The following is a 24,415-nucleotide window of genomic DNA, read 5'->3' as shown; positions in this document are numbered from 1 at the left end:
GGTGACCGATTCTCCCGCGCGGGCCAACGAGTTGGCGCAGTTCGCCAGCGAAATCTCGTTCGATCTCGACCCTTTCCAGCGGACCGCCTGCGCGGCGCTGGAAGACGGGCACAGCGTGCTCGTCTGCGCCCCGACCGGCGCGGGCAAGACGATCGTCGGTGAGTTCGCGGTGCACATGGCGCTGGCCTCGGGCGGCAAATGCTTCTACACCACGCCGATCAAGGCGCTGTCGAACCAGAAGTTCGCCGACCTGACCGCACGCTACGGCCGCGACAGTGTCGGCCTGCTCACCGGCGACCAGTCGATCAACCCCGACGCGCCGGTGGTCGTAATGACCACCGAGGTGCTGCGCAACATGCTCTACGCGTCCTCGGATTCGCTGCGCGGACTGTCCTACGTGGTGATGGACGAGGTGCACTACCTGGCCGACCGGTTCCGCGGCGCGGTGTGGGAGGAAGTCATCCTGCATCTGTCGCCGGACGTGCGGCTGGTGAGCCTGTCGGCGACGGTGTCCAACGCCGAGGAGTTCGGCGCGTGGATGGAGACCGTGCGTGGCGACACCGCGGTGGTGGTCGACGAGACCAGGCCGGTGCCGCTGTGGCAGCACGTGATGGTCGGCAGGCGGATGTTCGACCTGTTCGACACGAAATCCAGCGACCAGAAGGTGCTGGTCGACGAAGACCTCGTGCGGTTCATCCGTCAGCGCGAAGCCGCCGATCGGATGCAGGGCTACGGCGGCCCGCGCGGTCGTGGCGCGCGCGGCAATTTCCGGCCGCTGCCGCGCCCGGAGGTGCTGGCCCGCCTCGACGAGGAAGGCCTGCTGCCCGCGATCACGTTCATCTTCAGCCGCGCGGGCTGCGACGGCGCGCTGGCCCAGTGCCTGCGGGCGCGACTCGACCTGAGCAGGCCGGACGAGGCCGAAAGGATCGACGAGATCATCGAGAAGCACACCGGCGACCTGCCCAAGGGCGATCTGGAAGTGCTCGGCTACTGGGAGTGGCGCGAGGCGCTGCACCGCGGACTGGCCGCACACCATGCCGGCATGCTGCCCGCGTTCCGGCACACCGTGGAAGAACTGTTCGTCAAGGGCCTGGTGCGCGCGGTGTTCGCCACCGAGACCCTGGCGCTCGGCATCAACATGCCCGCGCGGACCGTCGTGCTCGAGCGGCTGGTGAAGTTCAACGGTGAATCCCACGCCGAGCTGACCCCGGGCGAGTACACGCAGCTCACCGGGCGCGCGGGCAGGCGCGGCATCGATATCGAGGGTCACGCGGTCGTGCTGTGGCAGCCCGAGGTCGACACCAGCGCGGTCGCCGGCTTGGCGTCCACTCGCACCTATCCGCTGCGCAGTTCGTTCCGGCCCGGCTACAACATGTCGATCAACCTGATCGACCGGATGGGCGCCCAGGAGGCGCGGACGCTGCTCGAGGCATCCTTCGCCCAGTTCCAGGCCGACCGTTCGGTGGTCGGGCTGGTGCGTGGCATCGAACGCAATCAGGGCGCGATGCGCAAGCTGGAGAGTCAGCTCGGCGGCGTCGACGGTGGGTTCATGGAGTACCTGTCGTTGCGCGAGCGGATCAAGCAGCGCGAGCGCGAGATCCAGCAGCAGGGCAGGGCCGACCGCCGCGGTGCCGCGGTGAAGGCGCTGATCGAACTGCGCCGCGGCGACGTGGTCGCCATCCCGTCGGGCAGGCGCGCCGGGCTCGCGGTAATCCTCGAACCCGATCAGACCCCGGGCGACCCGCGTCCGCTGGTGCTCACCGAAGACCACTGGGCGGGCCGGGTCTCGGCGGCCGACTTCCCCGTTCCCGCCGAAGCGCTGGGCCACATGCGGTTGCCGCGGCGCGTCGATCACCGGACCGCCCGCATCCGCCGCGACCTCGCCTCGGCGCTGCGCAGCACCGGCATCTCCGCGCCGGGCAGGCGCAGGCGCAACGACCACACCCGCGCCGGCGAGGATCGGGAACTCTCGACCCTGCGCCGCAGCCTGCGTTCGCACCCGGCGCACAACCGGCCCGACCGGGAACAGCTCAGCCGCACCGGTGAGCGCTACGCCCGGCTCGCGCGCGAGACCGAGACGATGCGCCAGAAGGTTGCCGCGACGACGAATTCGCTGGCGCGCACCTTCGACCGGATCGTCGGACTGCTCGAAGAACGCGGGTTCGTCGAGCGCGGTGAAGTAACCGCCGACGGCAGGCGCCTGGCCCGGATCTACGCCGAGAGCGACCTGGTCGTCGCCGAGGTGCTGCGGCAGGGGCTGTGGCGCGGACTCGGCCCGGCCGAGCTCGCCGCGGTGGTATCCACGCTGGTCTACGAGTCGCGCCAGGAGGGCGGCTTCCTGACCGCGTCCGGCCCGACCGAACCGATCCGCAGGGCGGTCGGCGCCACCATCGAGGTGTGGACGCAGCTGCGTGCCGACGAGGCGCGGCACAAGCTGCCGCCGACCCGCGAACCCGACCTCGGCTTTGTCACCGGGGTCTACAAGTGGGCCCGTGGCGACGCATTGGCCGAGGCGTTGCTGGCCAGCGGCGATCAGGGCACACCGCTGTCGGCCGGTGATTTCGTGCGCTGGTGCAGGCAGGTCATCGACCTGCTCGACCAGATCCACAACACCGCCGACGATCCCGAGATCGCGGCCACCGCGGCCAAGGCCGTGCGCGCCGTCCGGCGGGGTGTCGTCGCGGTGGACGCCGCGTAGTCGATACGTCTGTGATTTGATTTCCTGGCGTACCGACCGTGATGGCGGAGTCGTGCGAAAGCGGCTGGCCTGGCGCGGGGGGCTACCGTATGTACAACGATGCGAGTGGAGGCGAGTGGATGAGCGGCCCGTACGGACCGAATGGCCCAGGGGAGGGAAGCAACGATCCCACCCAGCACTGGGGAGGTCAGCAAGGGGCCGGTGGCGCCGGTCCCACCCAGCACTGGGGTGGAGCGGCACAGCCACCGCAGCAGCCGCAGCAGGCCCAGCCCACCCAGCACTGGGGTGACCCGAACGCGCAGCAGCCGCAGCAGCAGTGGGGACAGCAGCCGCCCCAGCAGCCGCAGCAGCCCGGCCAGCAGCCGCAGTGGGGACAGCAGCCGCAGCAGGGTGGGGTGCCGCAGCAGCCGACCGGCCCGCAGCAGCAGTGGGGCCAGACCCAGCCGCCGCCGCAGGACTGGAATGCCCAGCAGGGCAACGCCGGACAGCAGTGGGGCCAGCAGCAGCCCGCGCAGCAGTGGGGGCAGCAGCCGCAGCAGCAGTGGGGCCAGCAGCCCCCGCTGCAGCCGGCCTCCGGTGGTAAGGGCAAGGGCCTGGTGATCGGCCTCGTCGCGGCGGGCGTGCTGGTGCTCGCCGCCGTCGTCGCCCTGCTCCTGTTCGTGTTCTCCTCCGACGAACTCGACAATGCCGCCGTGCAGGACGGCGTCGCGCGCGTGCTGAAGGACTCCTACGGCATCGCCGACGTGACCGACGTGTCGTGCCCCTCGGGTCAGGAAGTGAAGGTCGACGCGACCTTCACCTGCGACCTGAAGGTCAGCGGCGAGGCGAAGAAGGTCACCGTCAAGATCACCAAGGACGACGGCACCTACGAGGTCGGCCGCCCGAACTAGGCTGCCGCATCCCAGGTTCCGGGCCGTCCGCGAGTACGCGGGCGGCCCGGTGCCGTCTCCGCGTCACCCGGCGCGGTGCACCGCCGTCAGCGCGGTGACCAGGCGGGTGATCGGGCTCTCGGCGTTGTAGGTGGTGGCCAGTTCCAGGAGCCGGTCCGGGTCGGCAGGCGTCGCGGGCAGGGTGTCCGGGCCGGACAGGATCACCTCGGCATCGCGCACGACCTGGACCACCGGCGCGGCGACCTTCAGATAGTCCTGTGCCGCAACCAGTTTCGCCCGCACACCCTTGGCCAGGTCGGAACCGGGGTCTTCCACCGCCGCCAGCAGCGCGTCCAGCGAGCCGAACTTCGAGATCAGCTGGGCGGCCGACTTGTCACCGATGCCGGCGACACCGGGCAGGCCGTCGGAGGCGTCACCGCGCAGGGTGGCCATATCGGCGTAGGCCGGGCCCGCGTTCTGTTCGGGCACACCGTATTTCGCGGACACCTCGGCGGGACCGAACAGCTCGGCCTTGGCCAGCCCACGGCCCGCGTAGAGGACCCGCACGGGCGGGGCCGGGTCGTCGCGGACCAGCTGCAGCAGGTCACGGTCACCGCTGACGACCACCACCGGATCCGTGCGTTCCCGGCTGGCGAGGGTGCCGAGCACGTCGTCGGCCTCGAGCCCCTCCGCGCCGCCGGTGCAGATGCCCGCCGCGGCGAGCACCTCCAGGATCATCTCCACCTGCGGGGTGAGCGTGTCGGGCACTTCCTCGGCGCCGGGCGCCGCGCCGCTGCTGGTGTCGAGCCGGTGCGCCTTGTAGGACGGCACCAGCGCGACCCGGAACGGTGGCCGCCAGTCCAGGTCGAGCCCGACGACGAGCCTGCTCGGCCGGTGCTTGGTGATCAGCGAGGCCACCATGTCGGTGAAACCGCGCAGCGCGTTCACCGAGCGCCCGTCGGCGCCCCTGAGCTTGTCGGGGATCGCGTAGTAGGCGCGGAACCAGAGGCTGGCGCCGTCGAGGATCAGCAGGGGTCCGCGGGGGGTCTGGTCAACGGTCACACCGGTGATTGTGCCCCGAAGACGGGTGCAGGTGCCCGTGACGGCGCCGTCCTGGTCGCGACAGGACCGTGTGGCACGATCCGATTCCGCTCCGGTTGCCGATACTGCGACGGTGGGTGCGGGGCGGGTAACGTCGCATCCCATGAGCGCGCAGACGGAGGCAAGGTTCGCGGCGGAGGTCTACGGCAGGCGACTGGAGCGGGCGGTCGAGGCGATGCGCGCGGCGCATCTGGACGCCCTGCTCATCACGCCGGGCCCCGACCTGCAGTATCTGATCGGTTCGAGGGCCCAGTCCTTCGAACGGCTCACCTGCCTGGTGATCACCTCCGACGGGGCGACCCCGGCGGTCGTTATCCCGAAACTCGAGCTGGCGTCGCTGGCGGAGTCGGCGGCCGGTGAACTCGGGTTGCGGGTGCTGGACTGGGTCGACGGCGTCGATCCCTACCAGCTGGTGCACTCGACGCTGCACGCCGGTTCCCGCATCGCCGTGTCCGAGGCGATGCCCGCGCTGCACCTGATCCCGCTGGCCCAGTCCACCACCGGCCTGCCCGCCTCGGCGACACCGGTGCTGCGGCAATCGCGGATGATCAAGGACGACGCCGAGATCGCGGCGCTGCGCCGGGCGGGCGCTGCCATCGACCGGGTCCACGCCCGGATGGGGGAGTTCCTGCGCCCCGGTCGCACCGAAGCCGAGGTCGCCGCCGATATCACCGCCGCGATCATCGAGGAGGGCCACACCGCGGCGGCGTTCGTCATCGTCGGCAGTGGCCCGCACGGCGCCGACCCGCACCACGAGGTCTCCGATCGGACGATCCAGAAGGACGACGTGGTCGTCGTCGACATCGGCGGTCCCGTCGAGCCCGGCTACTTCTCCGATTCCACCCGCACCTATGTGCTCGGCACCCCGGGCAAGCAGGTCGCCGAGCAGGTGGCCCTGCTCGAGGCCGCCCAGGCGGCCGCTGTGGCCGCCGTGCGCCCCGGGGTGACCGCGGAGTCCATCGACGCCGCCGCGCGCACCGTGCTCGCCGACGCGGGCCTCGGCGACGCCTTCGTGCACCGCACCGGCCACGGCATCGGCCTGTCGGTGCACGAGGAGCCCTACATCGTGGCGGGCAACGACCTGGTGCTCGAGCCGGGCATGGCATTCAGCATCGAACCGGGCATCTACTTCCGCGGCAAGTGGGGCGCCCGTATCGAGGACATCGTGGTCGTCACCGAGGACGGCGCCGAGTCGATGAACAACCGGCCGCACGGTCTGACGGTGCTGTAAGCGGTTCGCGCACAGGCAATTTCAGGGAGCAGGCTATTTCAGCGTGCTCGACGACAGCACTCGGCGCACCTGGATCGCGACGACGACCCGCGTCGGGTTCTCGCGCGGCACCCGGTAGCGCTCGGTGTAACGGCGCACGGCCTCGGCGACATCGGCGGAGTCGTCGAGCACCGTCGCCGGCCCCTCGAGGGTGAGCCAGCGCGCACCGTCTACCTGGCTCACCGCCGCGTAGCCGCCGCGTCCGGCATTGCGTGCCTTCACCGACGCGCCGTCGGTGATCACGCGGGCGATCCCGCTCTCGGGATCCCAGGTGAAGCCCACCGCGACCACGTGCGGAGTCCCGTCGGCGCGCAGGGTGGTGAGGGTGGCGAGGTGCCGCTCGGTGACGAATTCGAGGGCGGCGGGGGAGAGTTGTGCGGTGGCGGTCGGCATGGGGAAACGGTAGCCGGGCCCCTCGGCGGCCGGGTCCGCGGGTTTCGGCCCTCGGCCTGGATCGGCGACCTCGGCCGGATCGGGCAGACTGACCCCATGGGAAAGCAGCAGAACGATGGGCCGGTGCTGGTCCTGGGCGGGCGCAGTGAGATCGGCCTCGAGGTGGCGCGCAGACTGGCCCCCGGACGCGTGGTGATCCTGGCCGCCCGCCGGTCCGACGCGCTGGACGCCGAGGTCGAGCAGGTGCGCGCGGCGGGCGCGAGCGCCGTGCACACCGTGGAGTTCGACGCCGACGACACCGCCGCCCACGCACCGCTGCTGGACAAGCTCGCCGCCGAACACGGTGGCATCGCGACCGCGGTCCTCGCCTTCGGTGTCCTCGGTGATCAGGAGCGCGCCGAACACGACCCGGCGCACGCGGTCGCCGTCGTACACACCGACTACGTCGCCCAGGTCAGCGTGCTGACCACCCTCGCGAACCTGATGCGGGCCGAGGGCGCCGGACAGATCGTCGTCTTCAGCTCCATCGCGGGTGTCCGTGTGCGCCGGGCGAACTATGTCTACGGTTCGGCCAAAGCGGGCCTGGACGGCTTCGCCAGCGGCCTCGGTGACGCCCTGCACGGCACCGGCGTGCAGCTGCTGCTGGTCCGGTCCGGTTTCGTGATCGGCCGCATGACCACCGGCATGGACCCCGCACCGATGTCGAGCACCCCCGATCAGGTCGCCGACGCCGTCGTGCGCAGCCTGGACAAGGGCGCGACCCGCGTCGCGGTGCCAGGCAGGCTCGCGGTGGCGTTCTTCGTAATGCGGCTGCTGCCGCAGTTCGTGTGGCGCCGGATGCCGCGGTGACCGAGGCGGAGTGGGCGGGCAGGCCGATCGTGGTGGCCGGGATCGGCGCCGACGGCTGGTCCGGGCTCGGCGAGACCGCGCGGACGGCGATCCTGGAATGTGACGTCGTGTTCGGCTCGCCGCGTCAACTGGCCTTGCTCCCGCCCGGCGCCGCCGAACAGGTGCCGTGGCCGAGCCCGCTGCTGCCCGCCCTGCCGGAGCTGTTCGCGCGCAACGCCGATCGCCGTATCGGCGTCCTGGCCAGCGGCGACCCCATGTTCTACGGCATCGGCGTCACCCTGGCCCGCCGCTTCGGCGCGAGCGCGCTGCGCGTGTTCCCGCAGCCGTCCTCGGCGTCGCTGGCCTGCGCGCGACTCGGCTGGCCACTGGCCGAGACCCCCGTGGTGAGCGTGGTTGCCCGGCCGTTGCCGACGGTCCTGCCCGAGCTGGCCGACCGCCGCCGCGTCCTCGTGCTCAGCGAGGACGAGTCCACCCCGGCCCAGCTGGCACAGTTGTTGTCCGGCAACGGGTTCGGTGACTCCACGCTGACCGTCCTCGAACAACTGGGCGGCCCCGCCGAACGCCTGCGCACCGGCACAGCCACGAACTGGGCACACCCCGACGGCGACCCGCTCAACATCGTCGCCGTCGAGTGCGTCGCCGACCGGGGCCGCCGCCGCGACACCCGCCTGCCCGGCCTGGCCGACGCCGCCTTCACCGGCGACGGGCAGCTCACCAAAGCCGAGGTCCGCGCGCTCACCGTCACCGCGCTGGCACCGGCGCCGGGAGAATTGCTGTGGGATGTCGGCGGGGGATCGGGGAGCATCGCCATCGAATGGTGCCGCACGCATCCGCTGTGCCGTGCGGTCACCTTCGAACGCCTTCCCGCCCGCCGGGAACAGATCGCCGCGAATGCGACCGCCCTCGGCGTCCCCGGAATAACGATCCGCGGCGAAGTGCGCTCGGAGTTTGCCGATGCGGAATTTCCCGCGCCGGACGCGATATTTCTCGGCGGCGGACTCACCCAGGACGGTGTGTTCGCGCAGTGCTGGCAGCGCCTGCGCCCCGGCGGCAGGCTGGTCGCCAACGCGGTCACCGCGGAATCGGAAGCGCAGCTGCTGGACTGGTCAGCCACCTACGGTGGTGTCCTGCGAAAATTTCAGGTCTACCGTGGCGAAGCACTCGGTGGGTTCACCGCGTGGCGGCCGCACCTGCCGGTCGCCCAGTGGATCGTCGGAAAACCCGCTGGTTAGCGGTGGATGAGCGCGCTGGTTCGATCACGAGCAGATCACGCGCAGATCACGGTGAAACCGTTCATGCAGGGTCGCGATGCCATGAAAGTTACGAACCGAAGGTGTAAGAAGCGTGCCTCGGGGGTAGGGTCGTGGCCGTTCCGGTAAAAGGAGTTATATGAAGAACTCGAGTTTCACCGCGCCCGCGGTGCAGGACACCACTACCACCGGCAGCGGCCCCGCGGCGCTGGCCGGCGCGGGTTCGGCCTGCGTCGGCAGGCAGCCCTGAGGGTCCTGATCCTCGGCGGCACGGGCGAAGCCCGCGAGCTGGCCCGGATCGCATCCGACGAGCGGGGGCTCGACATCGTGTCGTCCCTCGCCGGACGGGTCGCTCATCCGCGGCTGCCGGTCGGTCCGGTACGCATAGGCGGTTTCGGTGGTGTCGAGGGCCTCCGAACCTGGCTGCGCGAGAACGCGATCGACGCCGTCGTGGACGCGACCCATCCCTTCGCGGCCCAGGTCAGCACCCATGCGGCCACCGCCGCGGACGAACTCGGCATTCCCGCGCTGCACCTGCGGCGGCCGGAATGGGTGCAGCGCCCCGGTGATCTGTGGACGCGCGTGCCCGATCTGACGTCGGCGGCCGCGGCGCTGGCCACCCACGGTGAGCGGGTACTGCTCACCATCGGCCGCCAGGGTGTCGGCGCCTTCGCCGGCTGCGCCCGGCATCGGTTCGTCATCCGCTCGATCGACGCCCCCGCGGCGCCGCTGCCCCCGCGCTACGAATTGCTGCTGGCGCGTGGACCGTTCACGTTCGACGACGAACTCGTCCTGATGTCACGTCATCGGATCGATGTGCTCGTCACCAAGAACAGCGGTGGTGAACAGACCGAGGCGAAGATCTTCGCCGCCCGCACCGCCGGGCTGCCGGTCGTGATGATCGACCGGCCGCCGCTGCCCGTCGGCGCGGTGACGGTCGACGAGGTCGCCGCCGCCGTGGATTGGCTGCACGACGCCGCCTCGCACCAGGTGCGCTGACCGACCGCGGGTCAGACCGGGTTCGGCGGGGTGAAGATGCGCGGGAGCTGGTCGAACCAGTGCAGCACCGCGCGTTCGTAGGCGATGCCGAATTCGAGGGTGGCGCGCTGGTGCGGCGCGAGGGCGGTCGGGTCCTCGTCGAGGTAGCGGTCGAGGCGATCCTGATGGATGTCGCGGTTGGCGGCGATGATCCGATCGCGATGGGCCGGTTCGAGGTGTTCGCCGAAGGACAATGTCAGCAGCAGCGGCACCCGGATCGTCTCGGCGCCCGGATCGCGGGCGATCCACTCGGCGAATGCCTCGCGCCCGGTGTCGGTGATCCGGTACGGCGTGCGCTCCCTGGCGCCCCGCTCACCCTTGGTCACCAGACCGGCCGAATCCATGGCGGACAGTTCGCGATACACCTGGCTCTGGGTGATGGTCCAGAAGTCGCCGATGCGGAGCTGGGCCTGGGTGGCCAGGTCCCATCCCGACATCGGGCCTTCGTGCAGGAACCCGAGTAGCGAGGCCGCGGTGGAGTTCAGCGGGCGGCGTCGAGTCGCGGTATCGGTCAACGGTCAACTCCCTTCGAACTACATTCCTAAGTGGAATGTTACGCCCTGGGTGTGTCGGCAACCAAGAATGCCGGTGTTGCGGTGTGTTCGCTACTCGCCGGTGGCGTACCGGCGCGCCGTGAACACCCTGGTGCCCTCGGCGGTGTCGAAGGCGGTGGTGGTGGACGCGCCGATGATGAGCAGCGTACGCATGTCCACCTCGTCGGGATCGAGCTCGCCCAGGGTGACCACCCGGACCGACTCGGTCGGCCCGCCGACATCGCGACCCAGCACCACCGGCGTCTCCGGCGGCCGGTGCGCGAGCAGGACCTCGCGCATGGCGCCGACCTGCCAGCGGCGCTGCGAGGAGGCCGGGTTGTAGATCGCGATCGCCATATCCGCGGCCGCGACCGCCGAAAGTCGTTGGACGACAACATCCCACGGCTTGAGCCGGTCCGACAGCGAGATCATCGCGTAATCGTGCCCGAGCGGCGCGCCGACGCGGCTGGCGACGGCATTGGCCGCGGTCAGCCCGGGCAGCACCCGCACCGGCACTTCCTTGAACTGCGGTTCGGCCGACACCTCCAGGACCGCGGCGGCCATCGCGAAGACACCGGGATCACCCGACGACACCACCGCGACGCGCGCGCCCCGCTTGGCCAGATCCAGTGCCATGGCGGCCCGTTCGGATTCGACCTTGTTGTCGCTGGCGTGCCTGCGCTGACCCGGCTGCTCGGGGACGCGGTTGATGTAGGTGGTGTAGCCGACCAGATCGGTCGCTTCCGCCAGCGCCGCGGTGACTTCCGGCGTGGTCCACGCGGCATCGCCGGGGCCGAGTCCGACGACGACGACTTCGCCCTGCGGGCCGCCGAGATCGCCGGCTGCGCGTTCGGCCTGGGCGGCGGTCACGGACCCGGCGGGCGCGGACGTCGTGGACGCGGCGAGGCCGCCGCCGACCGGGGCCGCGTCGGTCGCCGGCTCGCTGGTGGCCGATTCGGGTCGGCCCGCGTCGGCGGGGGTGCCCTGCGCTACCGCCGCGCTGTCCAGCGCGGTCCCAGGCCGCGAGCGGGTGACGATCGGCGTCGTCGGCGTCGGCCCCGGCACGAGCGTGATGGCGAAGTACGGCACCTCGGCGTCGTCGACATCGGCGGCGGCGAGGACGCGTTCGCGGGTGCTGCTCGCGCGTTCCACATAGTAGGCGTCGCCTAGCCGCCCGGCGTCCGAGAGTGCCTGGCGCACACCGGGATAGGTGCGGCCCAGCTTCATGATGGCGGCCGCGTCGGTGTTGCGAAGGCGCTCGGTCAGCTGGTCGACGGGCATGGTGCCTGGCAGCACGGTGAGCACCTGCTCGCCCTCGACCAGCGGGGTGCCAAGGGCTGCCGAGGCCGCGCTGACCGAGGTGATGCCGGGAACGATCTCGGCCTCGAACCGGCCGGCCAGTCGCCGGTGCATGTGCATGTAGGAGCTGTAGAACAGCGGGTCACCCGCGGCGAGCAGCGCGACGGTGCGCCCCGCCGCGAGGTGCGTGGCCAGCCGGGCGGCGGCCTGCTCGTAGAACTCGTCGATGGCGCCCTGATAGCCGCCGGGATGGTCGGTGGTCTCGGTGGTCACCGGGTAGACCAGGTGCTCCTCGATCTGACCTTCCCGCATGTACGGCGCCGCGATGCCGCGCGAGATGCTGCGACCGTGGCGCGCGCTGTGGAACGCGACGACGTCGGCGTCGGCGATGAGGCGGGCCGCCTTCACCGTCACCAGTTCGGGGTCGCCGGGCCCGAGGCCGATACCCCACAGTTTGCCGGTGCTGATCTCACTCACTCCTGTTCGCTCGCAATCGCGTTGAGCGCCGACGCGGTGATCGCGCTGCCACCCCGCCTGCCGCGCACGGTGAGGAATTCGACGCCACCGAAGTCGATCAGCGCCTGCTTGGATTCGGCGGCGCCGATGAAGCCGACCGGGATGCCGATGATCGCTGCGGGCCTCGGTGCGCCGTCGTCGAGCATGTCGAGCAGGTGGAACAGCGCGGTGGGCGCGTTGCCGATGGCGACGACGGCGCCGTCGAGCTGGTCGCGCAGCAGTTCCAGCGCGGCCACCGACCTGGTGTTGCCCAGCTGCGCGGCCAGCGCCGGGACGCGGGGGTCGGCGAGGTTGCAGAGCACCGGATTGTCGGCGGGCAGGCGCTTGCGGGTGACACCGGAAGCCACCATGTTGGCGTCGCAGAGGATCGGCTTGCCCGCGCGCAGGGCGGCGCGTGCCGCGGCGACCACGCCGGGGGAGTAGGCGATGTCACCGGCCAGGTCGACCTGTCCGCAGCCGTGGATCATCCGGACCGCCACCCGTTCGATGTCGGCGGGGAAACCGGCCAGGTCGGCTTCGGCGCGAATCGTCGCGAACGAGCGCCGATAGATCTCGGCCCCGTCGGTGAGGTAGCTGGCACGTACGTCGGACATGCGGTCAACCCTAGAACCTGGGCTGGACGTGGTGTTCGTCGCGGGTCGCTCCGGTGCGCGGGCGCGCGATCTCAGGTGCGTGGCCGCTCGAGGATGCGCGACATCACCAGTGAGCTGCGGGTGCGGCCGACCCGCGCGTTCTCCCTGATCCGTTCGACCGTCACCTCGATCTCGGCCATGTCGGTGGCCATCACGTGCACGAGCGCGTCGGCCTCGCCCGCGATGGTCCAGACGCCGACGACCTGCGGGATCGGTTCCAGGGTTCGCCGTAGTTCGGCGGGGGAGATGTTGTCGCGGTAGTAGACCTCCACGTAGGCCTCGGTCTTCCAGCCCAGCGCCGCCGGATTGACCTGCGCGGTGAATCCGGTGATCTGCCCGCTGGCGACCATCTTGTCGACCCGCCGCTTCACCGCGGGCGCCGACAGCCCGACCACCGAGCCGATCTCCTGGAACGAGGCACGCGCGTGGGTGAGCAGCACCGCCAGGATGCGCCGATCGAGATCGTCCACGTCACTCCTCCCGCGCCGAGACGCAATGATTCCCCATTCTCGCACCGGAATACGCAACACATCGGTGTTCCCCGCGCAATGCGACGACATTTACCTTCGTAGAAACACTCGAACCGCGCAGCCACCGGGAGTCCTGATGACCGCCGCAGCACCCCTCCGCGCCACAGCGCCCGCGCGGGTCGCCACCCCGCGCCGCTATGTCCTGTGCAGGCCCGACCACTTCGAGGTCGCCTACGCGATCAATCCGTGGATGGACCCCACCACCCCCGTCGACCGGCCGCGTGCCCTGGCCCAGTGGGAGATCCTGCGGGCTGTACTCGAGGAACACGGCCATTCCGTGGAGACGGTGCCCGGCGAACCCGGCCTGCCCGACATGGTGTTCGCCGCCAACAGCGGAATCGTGATCGGCGGGCACGCGCTCTCGGCGCGCTTCGCCCACCCCGAACGCGCCGCCGAGGGCCCCGCGTTCCACCGCTGGTTCGCGGCCAGGGAATTGCGCGCCCTCGCGCCTGCCTGCGAAACCAACGAGGGCGAGGGCGATTTCGCCTTCGCCGGGCACCGGATCCTGGCCGGTGTCGGCTTCCGCTGCACGGTGTCCGCGCACGCCGAGGTCGCGCAGTATTTCGATCTGCCGGTGGTCTCCCTCGAACTCGTCGATCCTCGCTTCTATCACCTCGACACCGCGCTGATGGTTCTCGACGACACCACCATCGCCTACTACCCGGCCGCGTTCAGTCCCGCCGCCCGCGAGGTTCTGACCACCCTCTACCCCGACGCGATCCTCGCCGACGAGAACGACGCCCTCTCCTTCGGGCTCAACGGTGTCAGCGACGGCAACCACGTCTTCCTCGACCCCGGCGCGACCAGCCTCATCGCGGCGCTGCGGGCACGCGGGTTCGCGCCGATCCCGGTCGACATGTCCGAACTGCGCAAGGGTGGTGGCGGCGTGAAGTGCTGCGTGCTGGAGTTGCACACCCGCCGCGACACGACCGCCGGGTAACCAGGACCCGGTTCGCCCCGGCTACGTGGGCGGGATGTGACCGGTGGCGGTGCTGGCACCCTGACGGTGGTGGAGGCAGTGCGCAGCCGGATGACGAGGAGGCCTACGCGTGCGGACGCACCCGCGCGCGTAGGCCGTCGGTACTCACTCGAACTCGGTGCCGCCATCGCGCAGCAGGTACGCGTCGGAGACGATCTTGCCGATCGCCCGCCCGCCGAGCACCGGCGACTGCCGCTCGGTGGCCGGCCGGACCACCAGGCCTTCCCGGATGTTCGCGCCCGCACCGCTGACGGTCTCGGTGCCCTCGGCCAGCGTCAGCAGGAGCTCCGCGTCGTAGGGGCCCTCGTAGAGGACCGGTACCCGCGGCACGGTGATGCCGAGTTCGCCGAGCAGCGTGCCGATCTCGTGGTGGTCGAGCCAGCGCACCGGCTCGCCGCCGCGGTCCACCGCGATGTCGAACAGGCCGAAGCCCAGTGACTCGTCGTGGGCGGCCGAGGCGCCGTAGTGCAGGTCCTGCACGCCGGCGCCGTAGACCTCGCCGAACAGCCCGACCCGGTCGGCGTCGAGCGCGGTGGCGATCTTCCTGGCGGCCTCGTCGAGTCCGTGCGTGCGGATCGCCCGCCAGTACAGGTTGCCCTCGGACGGCGTCAGCGAGAGCGATTTCCCGCCGACACCCTTGGACGACACCAGGATCCGGTCGTCGGCCCGCACGTGGGTGAGCAGGCAGGCGGTGCCGTGGATCTTCTCCGTGGCCACCACCGGCTCCCCGGCGGTGAAGATCTCCGGAAAGCGTTTGATGTTCTCGACATCGATCCACCGCACCAGATCCGGGGCGGGCTCGACCTGACCGGCCATCGAGACCGGAACGGGCGGAACCCATTTGACGATCCCGAGCCGGTCGGCGAAGTCGGCGCGCTCGACCGCGGCCGCCGCCAGATCCACCCCGCTCAGCGCGGCGGGCGTGCACACGATGCCCTGCGACACCTCCCCGCGAAGCCGCACCGCCTTCACGCGATTGCGCTGGGACCCGGCCAGTTTCCCGGTCAGTCCGAGTTCGGCGATCAGCTCCTCGGGCAGGACGGCCTGCTCCGGAATGTAGACCGCGTGATCCCCGGTCGCGAACTGGCCCTTGGCGACCACGGCCCGGTACAACCCGACCTGGGCGAGTTCGAGCCGATCGGCGTTCGGATGTGGAAGGACGACGAGCCGCTCGGCCGTCACCTGCAATGTGGACATGGAAACCCCCTCGTGATGAGAAGGTCAGCGTACGAGCAGGCACCGACAGCGTCGATCGAATTTCCCTGCGGGACAACCGCCCAGCGGGCGCGTGGTCACGACGGGTCTATGCGGTAACCGTCGGGTGTGGCCACGACATCGGTGACCGGCCCGGTGGGACGGCCGCAGCGGCGCTCACAGCCCGACCAGTGCTGGCGGCCCGCCACGGTGACGTCCTCGGCGGGAATGATCATCTCGGTCGTACCCGGTTCGCCGGGCAGCACGCGTCCGGAGTCGACGGCGGCGGCGAGGTCGGCCCGGACATCGGTGAGCGACTTGGCGCACCCGGGTCGGCCCGCGCACGCGCTGACCTGCAACCACGGCGACTGCGCGTCGAAGATCAGGCCCATCGGCGCGAGCACCCGCACCACGGTTTCGGCGGGGCCCTCGTCGAGATCGGTGATCACCAGGCTGCGCCACGGGGTGACATAGACGGGCCGCTCGACGGCGGCGAGGAATTCCGCGGTCCGTGCGGGCAGTGTGCCCAGCGGCACGCCCGCGCCGAGGCTGACCAGGCCGTTGTCCTGATCGAGCCAGCCGATCGGAACAGCATGTGTCGCACCGAGTTCCAGCCGTTCACCGGCGGGGGAGCGGTCCAGCGTCTCGGTGACCCGCTCGGCGCCGCCGGGGATCTCATGCAATCGCCACTGCCCGTCGTCGCCGGTGCCGCGCAGATCGAGGAAGCCACGCGCCGCGTCGAGCATCACGTCGATCGCTTCGCTCGCCGTCACCCGAACGCCGGTGTCGGCGCCGGCGAGCAGGAGCGCGAACTCGTCCGCCCCGACGGCCTGGATACCGATGTCGCCGCGCAGCGTGCTCACATCGCCGCGACCGTCGTCGAGCGTGAACAGCACCCGCCCCGGCAACTCCGCCAGCCGCGGATCCGCGCGCAGACCCGCGTCGAGGCCGACGGCGAGCCCGTGCACATCCGCCCATCCGCCGACCCGGCCGGACAGCGGCGAGGCGACGATATTGCGGACCCGCTCGTGGGTGCGGCTCGGCAGCAGCCCGGCCGCGTCGAGCAGATCGGCGAGCGCGGCGGCGTCACGCACCTGCCGCAGCTGGATATTGCCGCGGGAGGTCAGTTCGAGGTGGCCGTTGCCCAGTTCGACAGCCGCGTCCGCGAGTGCCTGCACCTGGTCGGGTTCGAGCCTGCCGCCGGGCACCCGGATCCTGGCCAGCGGTCCGTCGGCGGCCTGATGCAGTCGCAGGACACCGGGGCAAGAGTCGGGAGTGCTCCTGGTCATGATCCGTCCAGCCTACGACCGCCGGCGCAGACGGTTACGCGGGGCATTGCCGGTCCGCGTCGCCTAGGGTTGGCGGGACATCGATCGCCGACAGGAGAGGTCGCCGCATGCTGCGTGAATTCGTGGACAAGCGTGTCGTTCCCGCACTGGACAAGGCCGCGCACGCGCAAACCGCCGCGGTGGGCCGCTACGTCGACTGGCTCGAACGCAGGCATCCGGGCGACGCGCCGGTGGAGACGCTGCGGCGGCTCTCCCGCCAATACCTGGTCGTCGTCACCACCAGCGGCGTCGTGGTCGGGCTCACCGCCGCCGTGCCCGGTGTCGGCACGCTGCTGGGTCTGGCCGCGACCGGCGTCGACACCGTCGTGTTCCTCGAGGCCTCCTCGGTGCTGTCCGTCGGCGCCGCCGCGGCCTACGACCTCGACCCCGCCGATCCTCGCCGCGCGCAGCTGGTGTCGAAGGTGGTCCTCGGTGACGCGGGCACCAAGCTGCTCGACGAGACCGCGGGACACAAGACCGGCCAGTGGCTCTCGGTCGTCACCGACCACATTCCCGGCCTGGCGAGCATGCCGGACTCCCCGGCCAAGCGTTTCCTCGTCAACTATCTCGTCAAACGCACGTTGCTGCTGTTCGGCACCCTGATCCCGGCCGGAATCGGCGCGGTCATCGGCGGCGTCGGCAACAACGCACTCGGCCAGCTGGTGGTCGCCAACGTGTACCGCAACCTCGGCACCGGCTCCCCGGAGATGCTCGCCGCGGGCACCCAGCGCGACTGACCGTACGGCGGCACCGATCTCGGCGCCGCATATCGGACCGATCGGGTTCCGCCTTCGCGGCGAAGCGCGGACCGGACTCGCATCGGCTTGACCTTCGAGTCACTCGAACCCCGATGATGAGCCGGTGTCCGAATCCGAGCTGCTCACCATCGGTGCCTTCGCCCGCGCGTGCGGTCTGAGTGCCAGCGCCCTGCGCTTCTACGCCGACGCGGGCGTCCTCGTCCCCGCCGTGGTCGACGAGATCACCGGCTACCGCTACTACGCGCCCGACCAGGCCGATACCGCCCAGATGATCCGCCACCTGCGCGCCGTCGACATGCCGCTCCCCGCGGTCGTGGCCGTCCTCGCCGAGCCCGACCCCGCCCGAGCCGCGGAACTGGTCGACGCCCACCTCGCCGATCTGGACCGCCAACTGCGAGTCGTGCGGGCGGCGGCCGACGCAGCCCGTGCCGCAGTGCATCTCGGCCCGGTCCCGGCATCGGTCCCGGCCCCGGTATCGGACCAGACCCTGGCATCGTGCCCGGCCCCGGCGGCGAACACGATCAAAGCAACGAACCCGATCCCGATTTCGGCATCGGATCCGACCGCCACGATCGGCCCAGGTTCAGAGAGGGGCCCGGTTTCGGCGATCGGCATGGACCTGGGGTCGGGCCCGTCACAGGTCGTCGGCGTGGCTTCGGAGGCCGGATCGGCCTCGGCGACCGGCACAGTGGATACCGACCTGGAACCGCCGGCGGACGGCATCGTCTGGATGCGGGGGCCGATGCTCGCAGCCGCTGTCGACCAGGTCGCGACCGCGGCCGTGCGGGATCCAGATATGCCGGTACTCAACAGCATTCACCTCGAGGCACGCGGGCTGGAACTGATTCTCACCGCCACCGACCGCTACCGGCTGGCCACCCGCAGCCTGCGGACTGCTCGCGCGACCATCGCGGAGTGGACCGCGACCGTCGACGCCGACGACCTGCGCGCCGCCGCGTCCTGGCTGCGGCGTCGGCACACGGTCGCGATCCGGCCCGGAGCCACCCACCTCGAGATCACGTCCGGCGATCCGGCCGGGACAGCAGGCACGGAACTGGCCAGGGGATCCGCCGGGACGGCAGGCACGGAACTGGCCGGGGGATCCGCCGGGACGGCAGGCACGGAACTGGCCGGGGGATCCGCCGGGACAGCAGGCGCACAACCGGCCGGGGGCAGCGCCGAGAGCAGCGCGCCAGGTGTGCCCGGCTCAGATCGGCGGCGATGCCGCCGCGCGGCCGACGAGTTTCCCGACTACCGCGCGATGCTCGCGGCGCTGCCCGCCGTCGTCACCCGCGTCGTCCTGAGCAGGGCCGAACTGCTCGATGCGCTCGAGCGGACCGGTTCGGACACGATCACCCTGCACGTGATCCCGGAGCATGGCCTCGACGAGCTCACACAGGCCGATCTCGCCGCGACCCCCGCGTTTGCGTTCATCCTCGGCCACGGCTACGACGCCAGGGGTGTCGAGGCCGTCCGCGCGGCGTCGGACGCGGGCGCAATCGCCGATCCGGCACGGGCGGTGCGGATTGCCGGGGACAGCGATGCCGTTCTGCTGCCCGCGACCGTCACCGGTCCCGGAATGACGATCCATTTCGCTGTCATCACCCTGTACCCCGCCGTCGCGGGCGCCGTCGGCCCCGACGTGATGCTCGACCTCATCGCCCCCGACCTGCCCGCCCGTATCCGCTCCGCCGACGACGGCGACCAGCTGACCCTGGCCATGCCGTGCCGCCCCGCCACCGAGGAGACCTCCCGATGACCACCGCAGACCCGATCATGGACCGAATCACCCAGGGCGTGACCGACTTCCGCACCGGCGATCCCGACCGCGCCCGCACCACCCTGCTCGGGGTCTGGACCGACATCGGCGTAGCGGGCGACCCGCTGCACCGCTGCACCCTCGCCCACTACCTGGCCGACACCTTCGACGACCCCGCCGAAGCCCTCGTCTGGGACGTCCGCGCCCTCGACGCCGCCGACGCCCTCACCGACGACCGCCTGCACGACCACCACGTCACCCTCCAGGTCGCCGGCTTCTACCCCTCCCTGCATCTCAACCTCGCCGACAACTTCCGCCGCCTGGGCGCCTTCCCCGCCGCCACCCGCCACCTCGACGCTGCCCGCGACCGCCTGCACACCCTGTCGGACGACGCCTACGGTGCCGTGATCCGCACGGCCGTCACCGAGGTAGCCGCAGCCATCGCCGCCGGCGACACCACCCGCCGCCCCACCCACTGACCGCCACTGCCCACGCGCGACATGCCACGCCGACCGCGACCCTCCACACGACACCGCTGCGGCCAACCCGCCGACCGGCACGGCCGCGCACAACGCCACCCGCCGCGCTGATCAAGATCACCACGCTCCAGTGCAGGCCGCCTCGCGGATGTTGCTCGCACCAGAGCGTGGTGATCGCGTGTCCAGCCGCGGGACGCGGGCTGGAAAGTTGCGGTGCGAGGGCGGACAGTACGATCGGGATGCTCGGCGGGCGTCGAGGAAACCGGTGGAAATCCGGTGCGGTCGCGCCACTGTGAACAGCCAGACCCTCTCCGGCGAGCACCACACCGCATCCCGATGGGCGCGTCACCCGAGGAAGGCCACACCCTGTGATCCTGCTGCTGTCCACCTCCGACACCGATCTGCTGAGCGCGCGCGCGAGCGGCGCCGACTACCGGTGGGGCAATCCCGCCCGGTTGCTGGTCGAGGATCTGCCGGGGTTGCTCGACGGCGCCGATCTGGTGATCGTGCGAATCCTCGGTGGCAAGCGCGCCTGGGAAGAGGGCCTGGACGCGGTGCGGGCCAGCGGGGTGCCGATGGTGGCGCTCGGCGGCGAGATCGCCCCCGACGCGGAACTGATGGAGTGCTCGACCGTCCCGGTGGGTGTCGCCGCCGACGCGCACAACTACCTGGCCGCCGGCGGCGCGGACAACCTGCGCGAGCTGCACAACTTCCTCTCCGACACGGTCCTGCTCACCGGCCACGGCTTCGAACCCCCCGTGGAACTGCCGACCTGGGGTGAGCTCGACCGCACCGCCCGCATCCTCGAACCGCACGCCCCCACCGTCGCCGTCGTCTACTACCGCGCCCAGCACCTCGCGGGCAACACCGGCTACATCGACGCCCTGTGCACCGCGATCGAGGCCAAGGGCGCCCGCGCACTGCCCGTCTACTGTGCCTCGCTGCGCACCGCGGAACCGGAACTGCTCGCTCTGCTCGGCCGCGCCGACGCCCTCGTCGTGACGGTCCTCGCGGCAGGCGGCAGCAAGCCCGCCACCGCCTCGGCCGGTGGCGACGACGAGGCATGGGACGTGGCCGCACTGGCCGCCCTCGACGTGCCGATCCTGCAGGGCCTGTGCCTGACCAGCGGCCGCGCCCAGTGGGAGGCCAACGACGACGGCCTGTCGCCGCTCGATGTCGCCACCCAGGTCGCGGTGCCGGAGTTCGACGGCCGCATCATCACGGTCCCGTTCTCGTTCAAGGAATTCGACGCCGACGGCCTGTCGACCTACGTTCCCGATCCCGAACGCGCCGCCAGGGTCGCCGGCATCGCCGTGCGCCACGCCCGCCTGCGCCACATCCCCGCCGCCGGCAAGCGGATCGCGATCATGCTCTCGGCCTACCCGACCAAGCATGCCCGCATCGGCAACGCGGTCGGTCTCGACACCCCGGCGAGCGCGATCCGCCTGCTCACCGAATTGCACACCGCCGGTTACGATCTCGGTGATCTCGCGGAGATCCCCGGTCTCCTGGAACGCGACGGTGACGCCCTGATCCACGCCCTGATCGCCGCGGGCGGCCAGGACCCGGACTGGCTCACCGCCGAACAGCTGGAGGGCAACCCGATCCGCATCGGCGCCGCCACCTACACCCGCTGGTTCGATTCCCTGCCCGAGGATCTGCGCGAGGCTGTGGTCGAGGCGTGGGGTCCGCCGCCGGGTGAACTGTATGTCGACCGGTCGGCCGATCCCGCGGGCGAGATCGTCATCGCCGCACTGCGTTTCGGCAATGTGGTGCTGATGGTGCAGCCGCCCCGCGGGTTCGGCGAGAACCCCGTCGCCATCTATCACGACCCCGACCTGCCGCCGAGCCACCACTACCTGGCCGCCTACCGCTGGCTGTCCGCGCCCGACGGTTTCGGTGCCGACGCGATGGTGCACCTCGGCAAGCACGGCAACCTGGAATGGCTGCCCGGCAAGACCCTCGGCATGTCGGCCTCCTGCGGCACCGACGCCGCGCTCGGCGACCTGCCGCTGATCTACCCGTTCCTGGTCAACGACCCGGGCGAGGGCACCCAGGCCAAGCGCCGCGCGCACGCCACCCTGGTCGACCACCTGATCCCGCCGATGGCCCGCGCCGAGACCTACGGCGACATCTCCCGGCTCGAGCAGCTGCTCGACGAGCACGCCAACATCTCCGCCCTCGACCCGGCGAAACTGCCCGCCATCCGCCAGCAGATCTGGACGCTGATGCGCGCGGCCAAGATGGACCACGACCTCGGCCTGGCCGAACGCCCCGAGGAAGACGTCTTCGACGACATGCTCCTGCACGTCGACGGCTGGCTGTGCGAGATCAAGGACGTGCAGATCCGCGACGGCCTGCACATCCTCGGCCAGGCGCCCGAGGGCGAGATGGAACTCGACCTGGTGCTGGCCATGCTGCGCGCCCGCCAGCTGTGGGGCGGCGAGCAGAACGTGCCCGGCCTGCGCGAAGCGCTGGGGCTCAGCGAAGCCGGTGACGAAGCCCGCGAGCGGGTCGACGTGGTCGAGGGCCGCGCCCGCGAACTGCTGGCGGCACTGCAGGCGGCGGACTGGGCCGTCGACGCGGTCGAGCGACTGGTCGCCGACTTCGAGACCGCGATTCTCGACGGGCACCGGGCCGCGACGGGTGACGGAAACCGCGACGCCGAGCGCCTGGACAAGGTCGCCACCATCCTGCGGTTCGCCGCGACCGAGGTCGTGCCCCGCCTGCGCGAGACCAGCATCGAGATCGCCCGCGTCCTGCACGCCCTCAACGGCGGTTTCATCCCGTCGGGCCCCAGCGGTTCCCCGCTGCGCGGCCTGATCAACGTGCTGCCCACCGGCCGCAACTTCTACTCCGTCGACCCCAAGGCCGTCCCGTCGCGGCTGGCCTGGGAGACCGGCCAGGCCATGGCGGAGTCGCTGCTGGCGCGCTACCTCGCCGACCACGGCGAATACCCGAAGTCGGTGGGCCTGTCGGTGTGGGGAACCTCGGCCATGCGGACCTCCGGTGACGACATCGCGGAAGTCTTCGCGCTGCTGGGTGTGCGGCCGGTGTGGGACGAGGCCAGCCGCCGCGTCACCTCCCTGGCGGTGATCCCCCTCGACGAACTCGCCCGCCCGCGCATCGATGTCACCGTGCGCATCTCCGGCTTCTTCCGCGACGCCTTCCCGCACGTGCTCGCCCTGCTCGACGACGCCGTCCGGCTCGTCGCCGAGCTCGACGAGCCCGCCGAGTCGAATTACGTTCGCGCGCACGCCCAGTCGGACCTGGCCGAGCACGGCGACGCCCGCCGCGCCACCACCCGCATCTTCGGCTCCAAGCCGGGCACCTACGGTGCGGGCCTGCTGCAGCTCATCGACTCCAAGAGCTGGCGCACCGACGACGACCTCGCGCAGGTGTACACCACCTGGGGCGGCTACGCCTACGGTCGCGACCTCGACGGCGCACCCGCCGCCGACGACATGCGCACCGCCTACAAGCGGATCGCGGTGGCCGCCAAGAACACCGACACCCGCGAACACGACATCGCCGACTCCGACGACTACTTCCAGTACCACGGTGGCATGGTCGCCACCGTGCGCGCGCTGACCGGCAAGAACCCCGAGGCCTACATCGGCGACTCCACCCGCCCCGACGCCGTGCGCACCCGCACGCTCTCGGAGGAGACCGCCCGCGTCTTCCGTGCCCGCGTGGTCAACCCGCGCTGGCTCGAGGCGATGCGCCGCCACGGCTACAAGGGCGCTTTCGAGATGGCCGCCACCGTCGACTACCTGTTCGGCTACGACGCCACCACCAATGTGGTCGCCGACTGGATGTACGAGAAGCTCTCCGAGAGCTATGTTTTCGACGACGTGAACCGCAAGTTCATGGAGCAGTCCAACCCCTGGGCCCTGCACGGCATCGCCGAACGGCTCCTGGAAGCCGCCGAGCGCAAGCTGTGGGAGCACCCCGAGGCCAAGACCTTGGACAAGCTGCGCCAGATCTATCTCGAAACCGAGGGCGAGCTGGAGTGAGCAGCGAGCAGCCCGCCGCCTATTTCCGGCGCGACGACGAGGTGTACACGCCGACGTCGTGGGGCCGGAGTATGTGGGCCGACGGGATCCTGTCCGGCCCGCCGGTGTGCGGACTGCTCGCTCGCGAGATCGAGAACCGGTACCGCACCGGCGAATTCGTGCCGGCCCGGTTCACCGTCGACCTGCATCAGCCGGTGCCCGCGGTCCCGCTGACCGTGGACAGCGAGCTGACCCGCGACGGCAACCGGGTGCGCGCGGCACAGGCGGTGCTGCGCGCCGAGGGTGTAGTGGTCGCACGTGCCTCGGCAGTGCTGCTGAAACGGTCGGCGCAGCCGCCGGGGGAGGTGTGGCGCGAGGTGCGGCAGCCGCCGCTGCCACCGGCCGAGCTGCTGGCCTCGGTCGCGCCGACCGTGCACCTGTTCGACAGTGACGGGTCCGGCGACGGCTGGTCCGTCGAGATCTCTCGCCACGAAAACGACACCCGCAAACGTAAATGGGTCCGCGGTATCCCGGTGGTGGCCGGGGAAGCCGGGTCGCCGTTCGTCTTCGCCGCCATGGCGGGCGAGCAGGCCAGCCTGGTGACGAACTGGGGCACCGAGGGGATCGGCTTCATCAACACCGATGTCTCGATCACCTTCGCCCGGTTGCCGATCGGCCCGGAGATGGGCATCGAAGCGGGCAACCACCTCAGCCACGACGGCATCGCCGCGGGCTCGGCCGTGCTCTACGACGCGGACGGCGAGTTCGGTGTCTGCACCGTGTCGGCCGTGGCCAACGAGCGCAGGCAGATCAGCGGCGCGGCGATCGACGCCTACATTCCGCTGCGCGGCGGTACGCGGCGCGCCTGAGCTGCCCGACTTGCCGGAAAAATAGAACGCGTTCTACTCTGATCGTGGTGCGTCGGCGCACCACGGCACGGAGGTG

At 71.0% G+C, this 24,415-nt stretch carries 20 protein-coding genes; 12 read left to right on the top strand and 8 right to left on the bottom strand.

Annotation, left to right across the window (positions count from 1 at the left end; genetic code table 11):
* Position 1 precedes the first annotated feature (1 nt).
* Both ACWF82_RS17665 and ACWF82_RS17660 read left to right on the top strand, forming a co-directional pair.
* Positions 2-2,698: a DEAD/DEAH box helicase gene (locus tag ACWF82_RS17665; protein ID WP_452502343.1), complete on the top strand. Its 2,697-nt coding sequence runs from the start codon at positions 2-4 to the stop codon at positions 2,696-2,698.
* Positions 2,699-2,817: 119 nt separating this feature from the next.
* Positions 2,818-3,588, top strand: a complete 771-nt coding sequence (locus tag ACWF82_RS17660; protein ID WP_452502341.1) for a DUF4333 domain-containing protein — start codon at positions 2,818-2,820, stop codon at positions 3,586-3,588.
* A gap of 63 nt (positions 3,589-3,651) precedes the next feature.
* Here ACWF82_RS17660 and ACWF82_RS17655 read toward each other — a convergent pair whose 3' ends face one another.
* Complete coding sequence (locus ACWF82_RS17655; protein ID WP_452502339.1) at positions 3,652-4,629, bottom strand: 5'-3' exonuclease; 978 nt, start codon at positions 4,627-4,629, stop codon at positions 3,652-3,654.
* Between the two features lie 142 nt (positions 4,630-4,771).
* On the opposite strand from ACWF82_RS17655, the gene ACWF82_RS17650 reads away from it, so the two are divergent.
* Positions 4,772-5,899, top strand: coding sequence for a M24 family metallopeptidase (locus ACWF82_RS17650; protein ID WP_452502337.1), 1,128 nt, complete (start codon positions 4,772-4,774; stop codon positions 5,897-5,899).
* Between the two features lie 33 nt (positions 5,900-5,932).
* Here ACWF82_RS17650 and ACWF82_RS17645 read toward each other — a convergent pair whose 3' ends face one another.
* The gene (locus ACWF82_RS17645; RefSeq protein WP_379230510.1) at positions 5,933-6,331 is read right to left on the bottom strand and encodes a PPOX class F420-dependent oxidoreductase; all 399 of its coding nucleotides are present in this window, start codon (positions 6,329-6,331) and stop codon (positions 5,933-5,935) included.
* Between the two features lie 96 nt (positions 6,332-6,427).
* On the opposite strand from ACWF82_RS17645, the gene ACWF82_RS17640 reads away from it, so the two are divergent.
* The 3 genes from ACWF82_RS17640 (at position 6,428) to ACWF82_RS17630 (ending at position 9,429) form a co-directional block, all read left to right on the top strand.
* Positions 6,428-7,180 carry an SDR family NAD(P)-dependent oxidoreductase gene (locus tag ACWF82_RS17640; RefSeq protein WP_452502335.1) on the top strand — a complete coding sequence of 251 codons (753 nt, stop codon included), beginning with the start codon at positions 6,428-6,430 and terminating at the stop codon, positions 7,178-7,180.
* A complete protein-coding gene (gene cbiE, locus ACWF82_RS17635) occupies positions 7,159-8,412 on the top strand; it encodes a precorrin-6y C5,15-methyltransferase (decarboxylating) subunit CbiE (protein ID WP_452502333.1) in 1,254 nt (417 codons plus the stop codon). The genes ACWF82_RS17640 and cbiE overlap by 22 nt, the downstream gene beginning before the upstream one ends.
* A gap of 264 nt (positions 8,413-8,676) precedes the next feature.
* Complete coding sequence (locus ACWF82_RS17630; protein ID WP_452502535.1) at positions 8,677-9,429, top strand: cobalt-precorrin-6A reductase; 753 nt, start codon at positions 8,677-8,679, stop codon at positions 9,427-9,429.
* An 11-nt stretch (positions 9,430-9,440) separates the two neighbouring features.
* Here ACWF82_RS17630 and ACWF82_RS17625 read toward each other — a convergent pair whose 3' ends face one another.
* The 4 genes from ACWF82_RS17625 to ACWF82_RS17610 all read right to left on the bottom strand — a co-directional run bounded on the left by ACWF82_RS17625 (position 9,441) and on the right by ACWF82_RS17610 (position 12,918).
* Entirely contained in the window at positions 9,441-9,983 is a 543-nt protein-coding gene (locus ACWF82_RS17625; protein ID WP_452502331.1) for a PadR family transcriptional regulator, read from the bottom strand.
* A gap of 90 nt (positions 9,984-10,073) precedes the next feature.
* On the bottom strand, positions 10,074-11,768 hold the full coding sequence (cobJ, locus tag ACWF82_RS17620; protein ID WP_452502534.1) for a precorrin-3B C(17)-methyltransferase: 1,695 nt from the start codon (positions 11,766-11,768) through the stop codon (positions 10,074-10,076).
* A 5-nt stretch (positions 11,769-11,773) separates the two neighbouring features.
* Positions 11,774-12,409, bottom strand: a complete 636-nt coding sequence (locus ACWF82_RS17615; protein ID WP_452502329.1) for a precorrin-8X methylmutase — start codon at positions 12,407-12,409, stop codon at positions 11,774-11,776.
* A gap of 71 nt (positions 12,410-12,480) precedes the next feature.
* Positions 12,481-12,918 (bottom strand): Lrp/AsnC family transcriptional regulator, encoded by a 438-nt coding sequence (locus tag ACWF82_RS17610; RefSeq protein ID WP_379309169.1) that lies wholly within the window; start codon positions 12,916-12,918, stop codon positions 12,481-12,483.
* Between the two features lie 136 nt (positions 12,919-13,054).
* Between ACWF82_RS17610 and ddaH the strand changes: the two genes are divergently transcribed.
* Complete coding sequence (ddaH, locus tag ACWF82_RS17605) at positions 13,055-13,918, top strand: dimethylargininase (RefSeq protein WP_452502327.1); 864 nt, start codon at positions 13,055-13,057, stop codon at positions 13,916-13,918.
* A 144-nt stretch (positions 13,919-14,062) separates the two neighbouring features.
* Here ddaH and ACWF82_RS17600 read toward each other — a convergent pair whose 3' ends face one another.
* A complete protein-coding gene (locus tag ACWF82_RS17600; protein WP_452502325.1) occupies positions 14,063-15,154 on the bottom strand; it encodes an RNA ligase (ATP) in 1,092 nt (363 codons plus the stop codon).
* A gap of 95 nt (positions 15,155-15,249) precedes the next feature.
* Positions 15,250-16,440 (bottom strand): precorrin-3B synthase, encoded by a 1,191-nt coding sequence (cobG, locus tag ACWF82_RS17595; protein WP_452502323.1) that lies wholly within the window; start codon positions 16,438-16,440, stop codon positions 15,250-15,252.
* Between the two features lie 107 nt (positions 16,441-16,547).
* Here cobG and ACWF82_RS17590 point away from each other — a divergent pair, with 107 nt between their 5' ends.
* From ACWF82_RS17590 to ACWF82_RS17570, 5 genes are all read left to right on the top strand, one after another.
* Positions 16,548-17,216, top strand: coding sequence for a hypothetical protein (locus ACWF82_RS17590; protein WP_452502321.1), 669 nt, complete (start codon positions 16,548-16,550; stop codon positions 17,214-17,216).
* Between the two features lie 124 nt (positions 17,217-17,340).
* Positions 17,341-18,996, top strand: coding sequence for a DNA polymerase III subunit beta family protein (locus ACWF82_RS17585; RefSeq protein ID WP_452502319.1), 1,656 nt, complete (start codon positions 17,341-17,343; stop codon positions 18,994-18,996).
* Entirely contained in the window at positions 18,993-19,475 is a 483-nt protein-coding gene (locus ACWF82_RS17580) for a hypothetical protein (RefSeq protein WP_452502317.1), read from the top strand. Before ACWF82_RS17585 ends, ACWF82_RS17580 begins: the two co-directional genes overlap by 4 nt.
* Before the next feature lie 368 nt (positions 19,476-19,843).
* Positions 19,844-23,491: a cobaltochelatase subunit CobN gene (cobN, locus tag ACWF82_RS17575; protein WP_452502315.1), complete on the top strand. Its 3,648-nt coding sequence runs from the start codon at positions 19,844-19,846 to the stop codon at positions 23,489-23,491.
* The gene (locus ACWF82_RS17570; protein WP_452502314.1) at positions 23,488-24,339 is read left to right on the top strand and encodes an acyl-CoA thioesterase domain-containing protein; all 852 of its coding nucleotides are present in this window, start codon (positions 23,488-23,490) and stop codon (positions 24,337-24,339) included. Before cobN ends, ACWF82_RS17570 begins: the two co-directional genes overlap by 4 nt.
* Positions 24,340-24,415: the final 76 nt, after the last annotated feature.

The organism is Nocardia sp. NPDC055053 (assembly GCF_053608285.1).
This window is presented reverse-complemented; position numbering and strand designations above follow the sequence as displayed.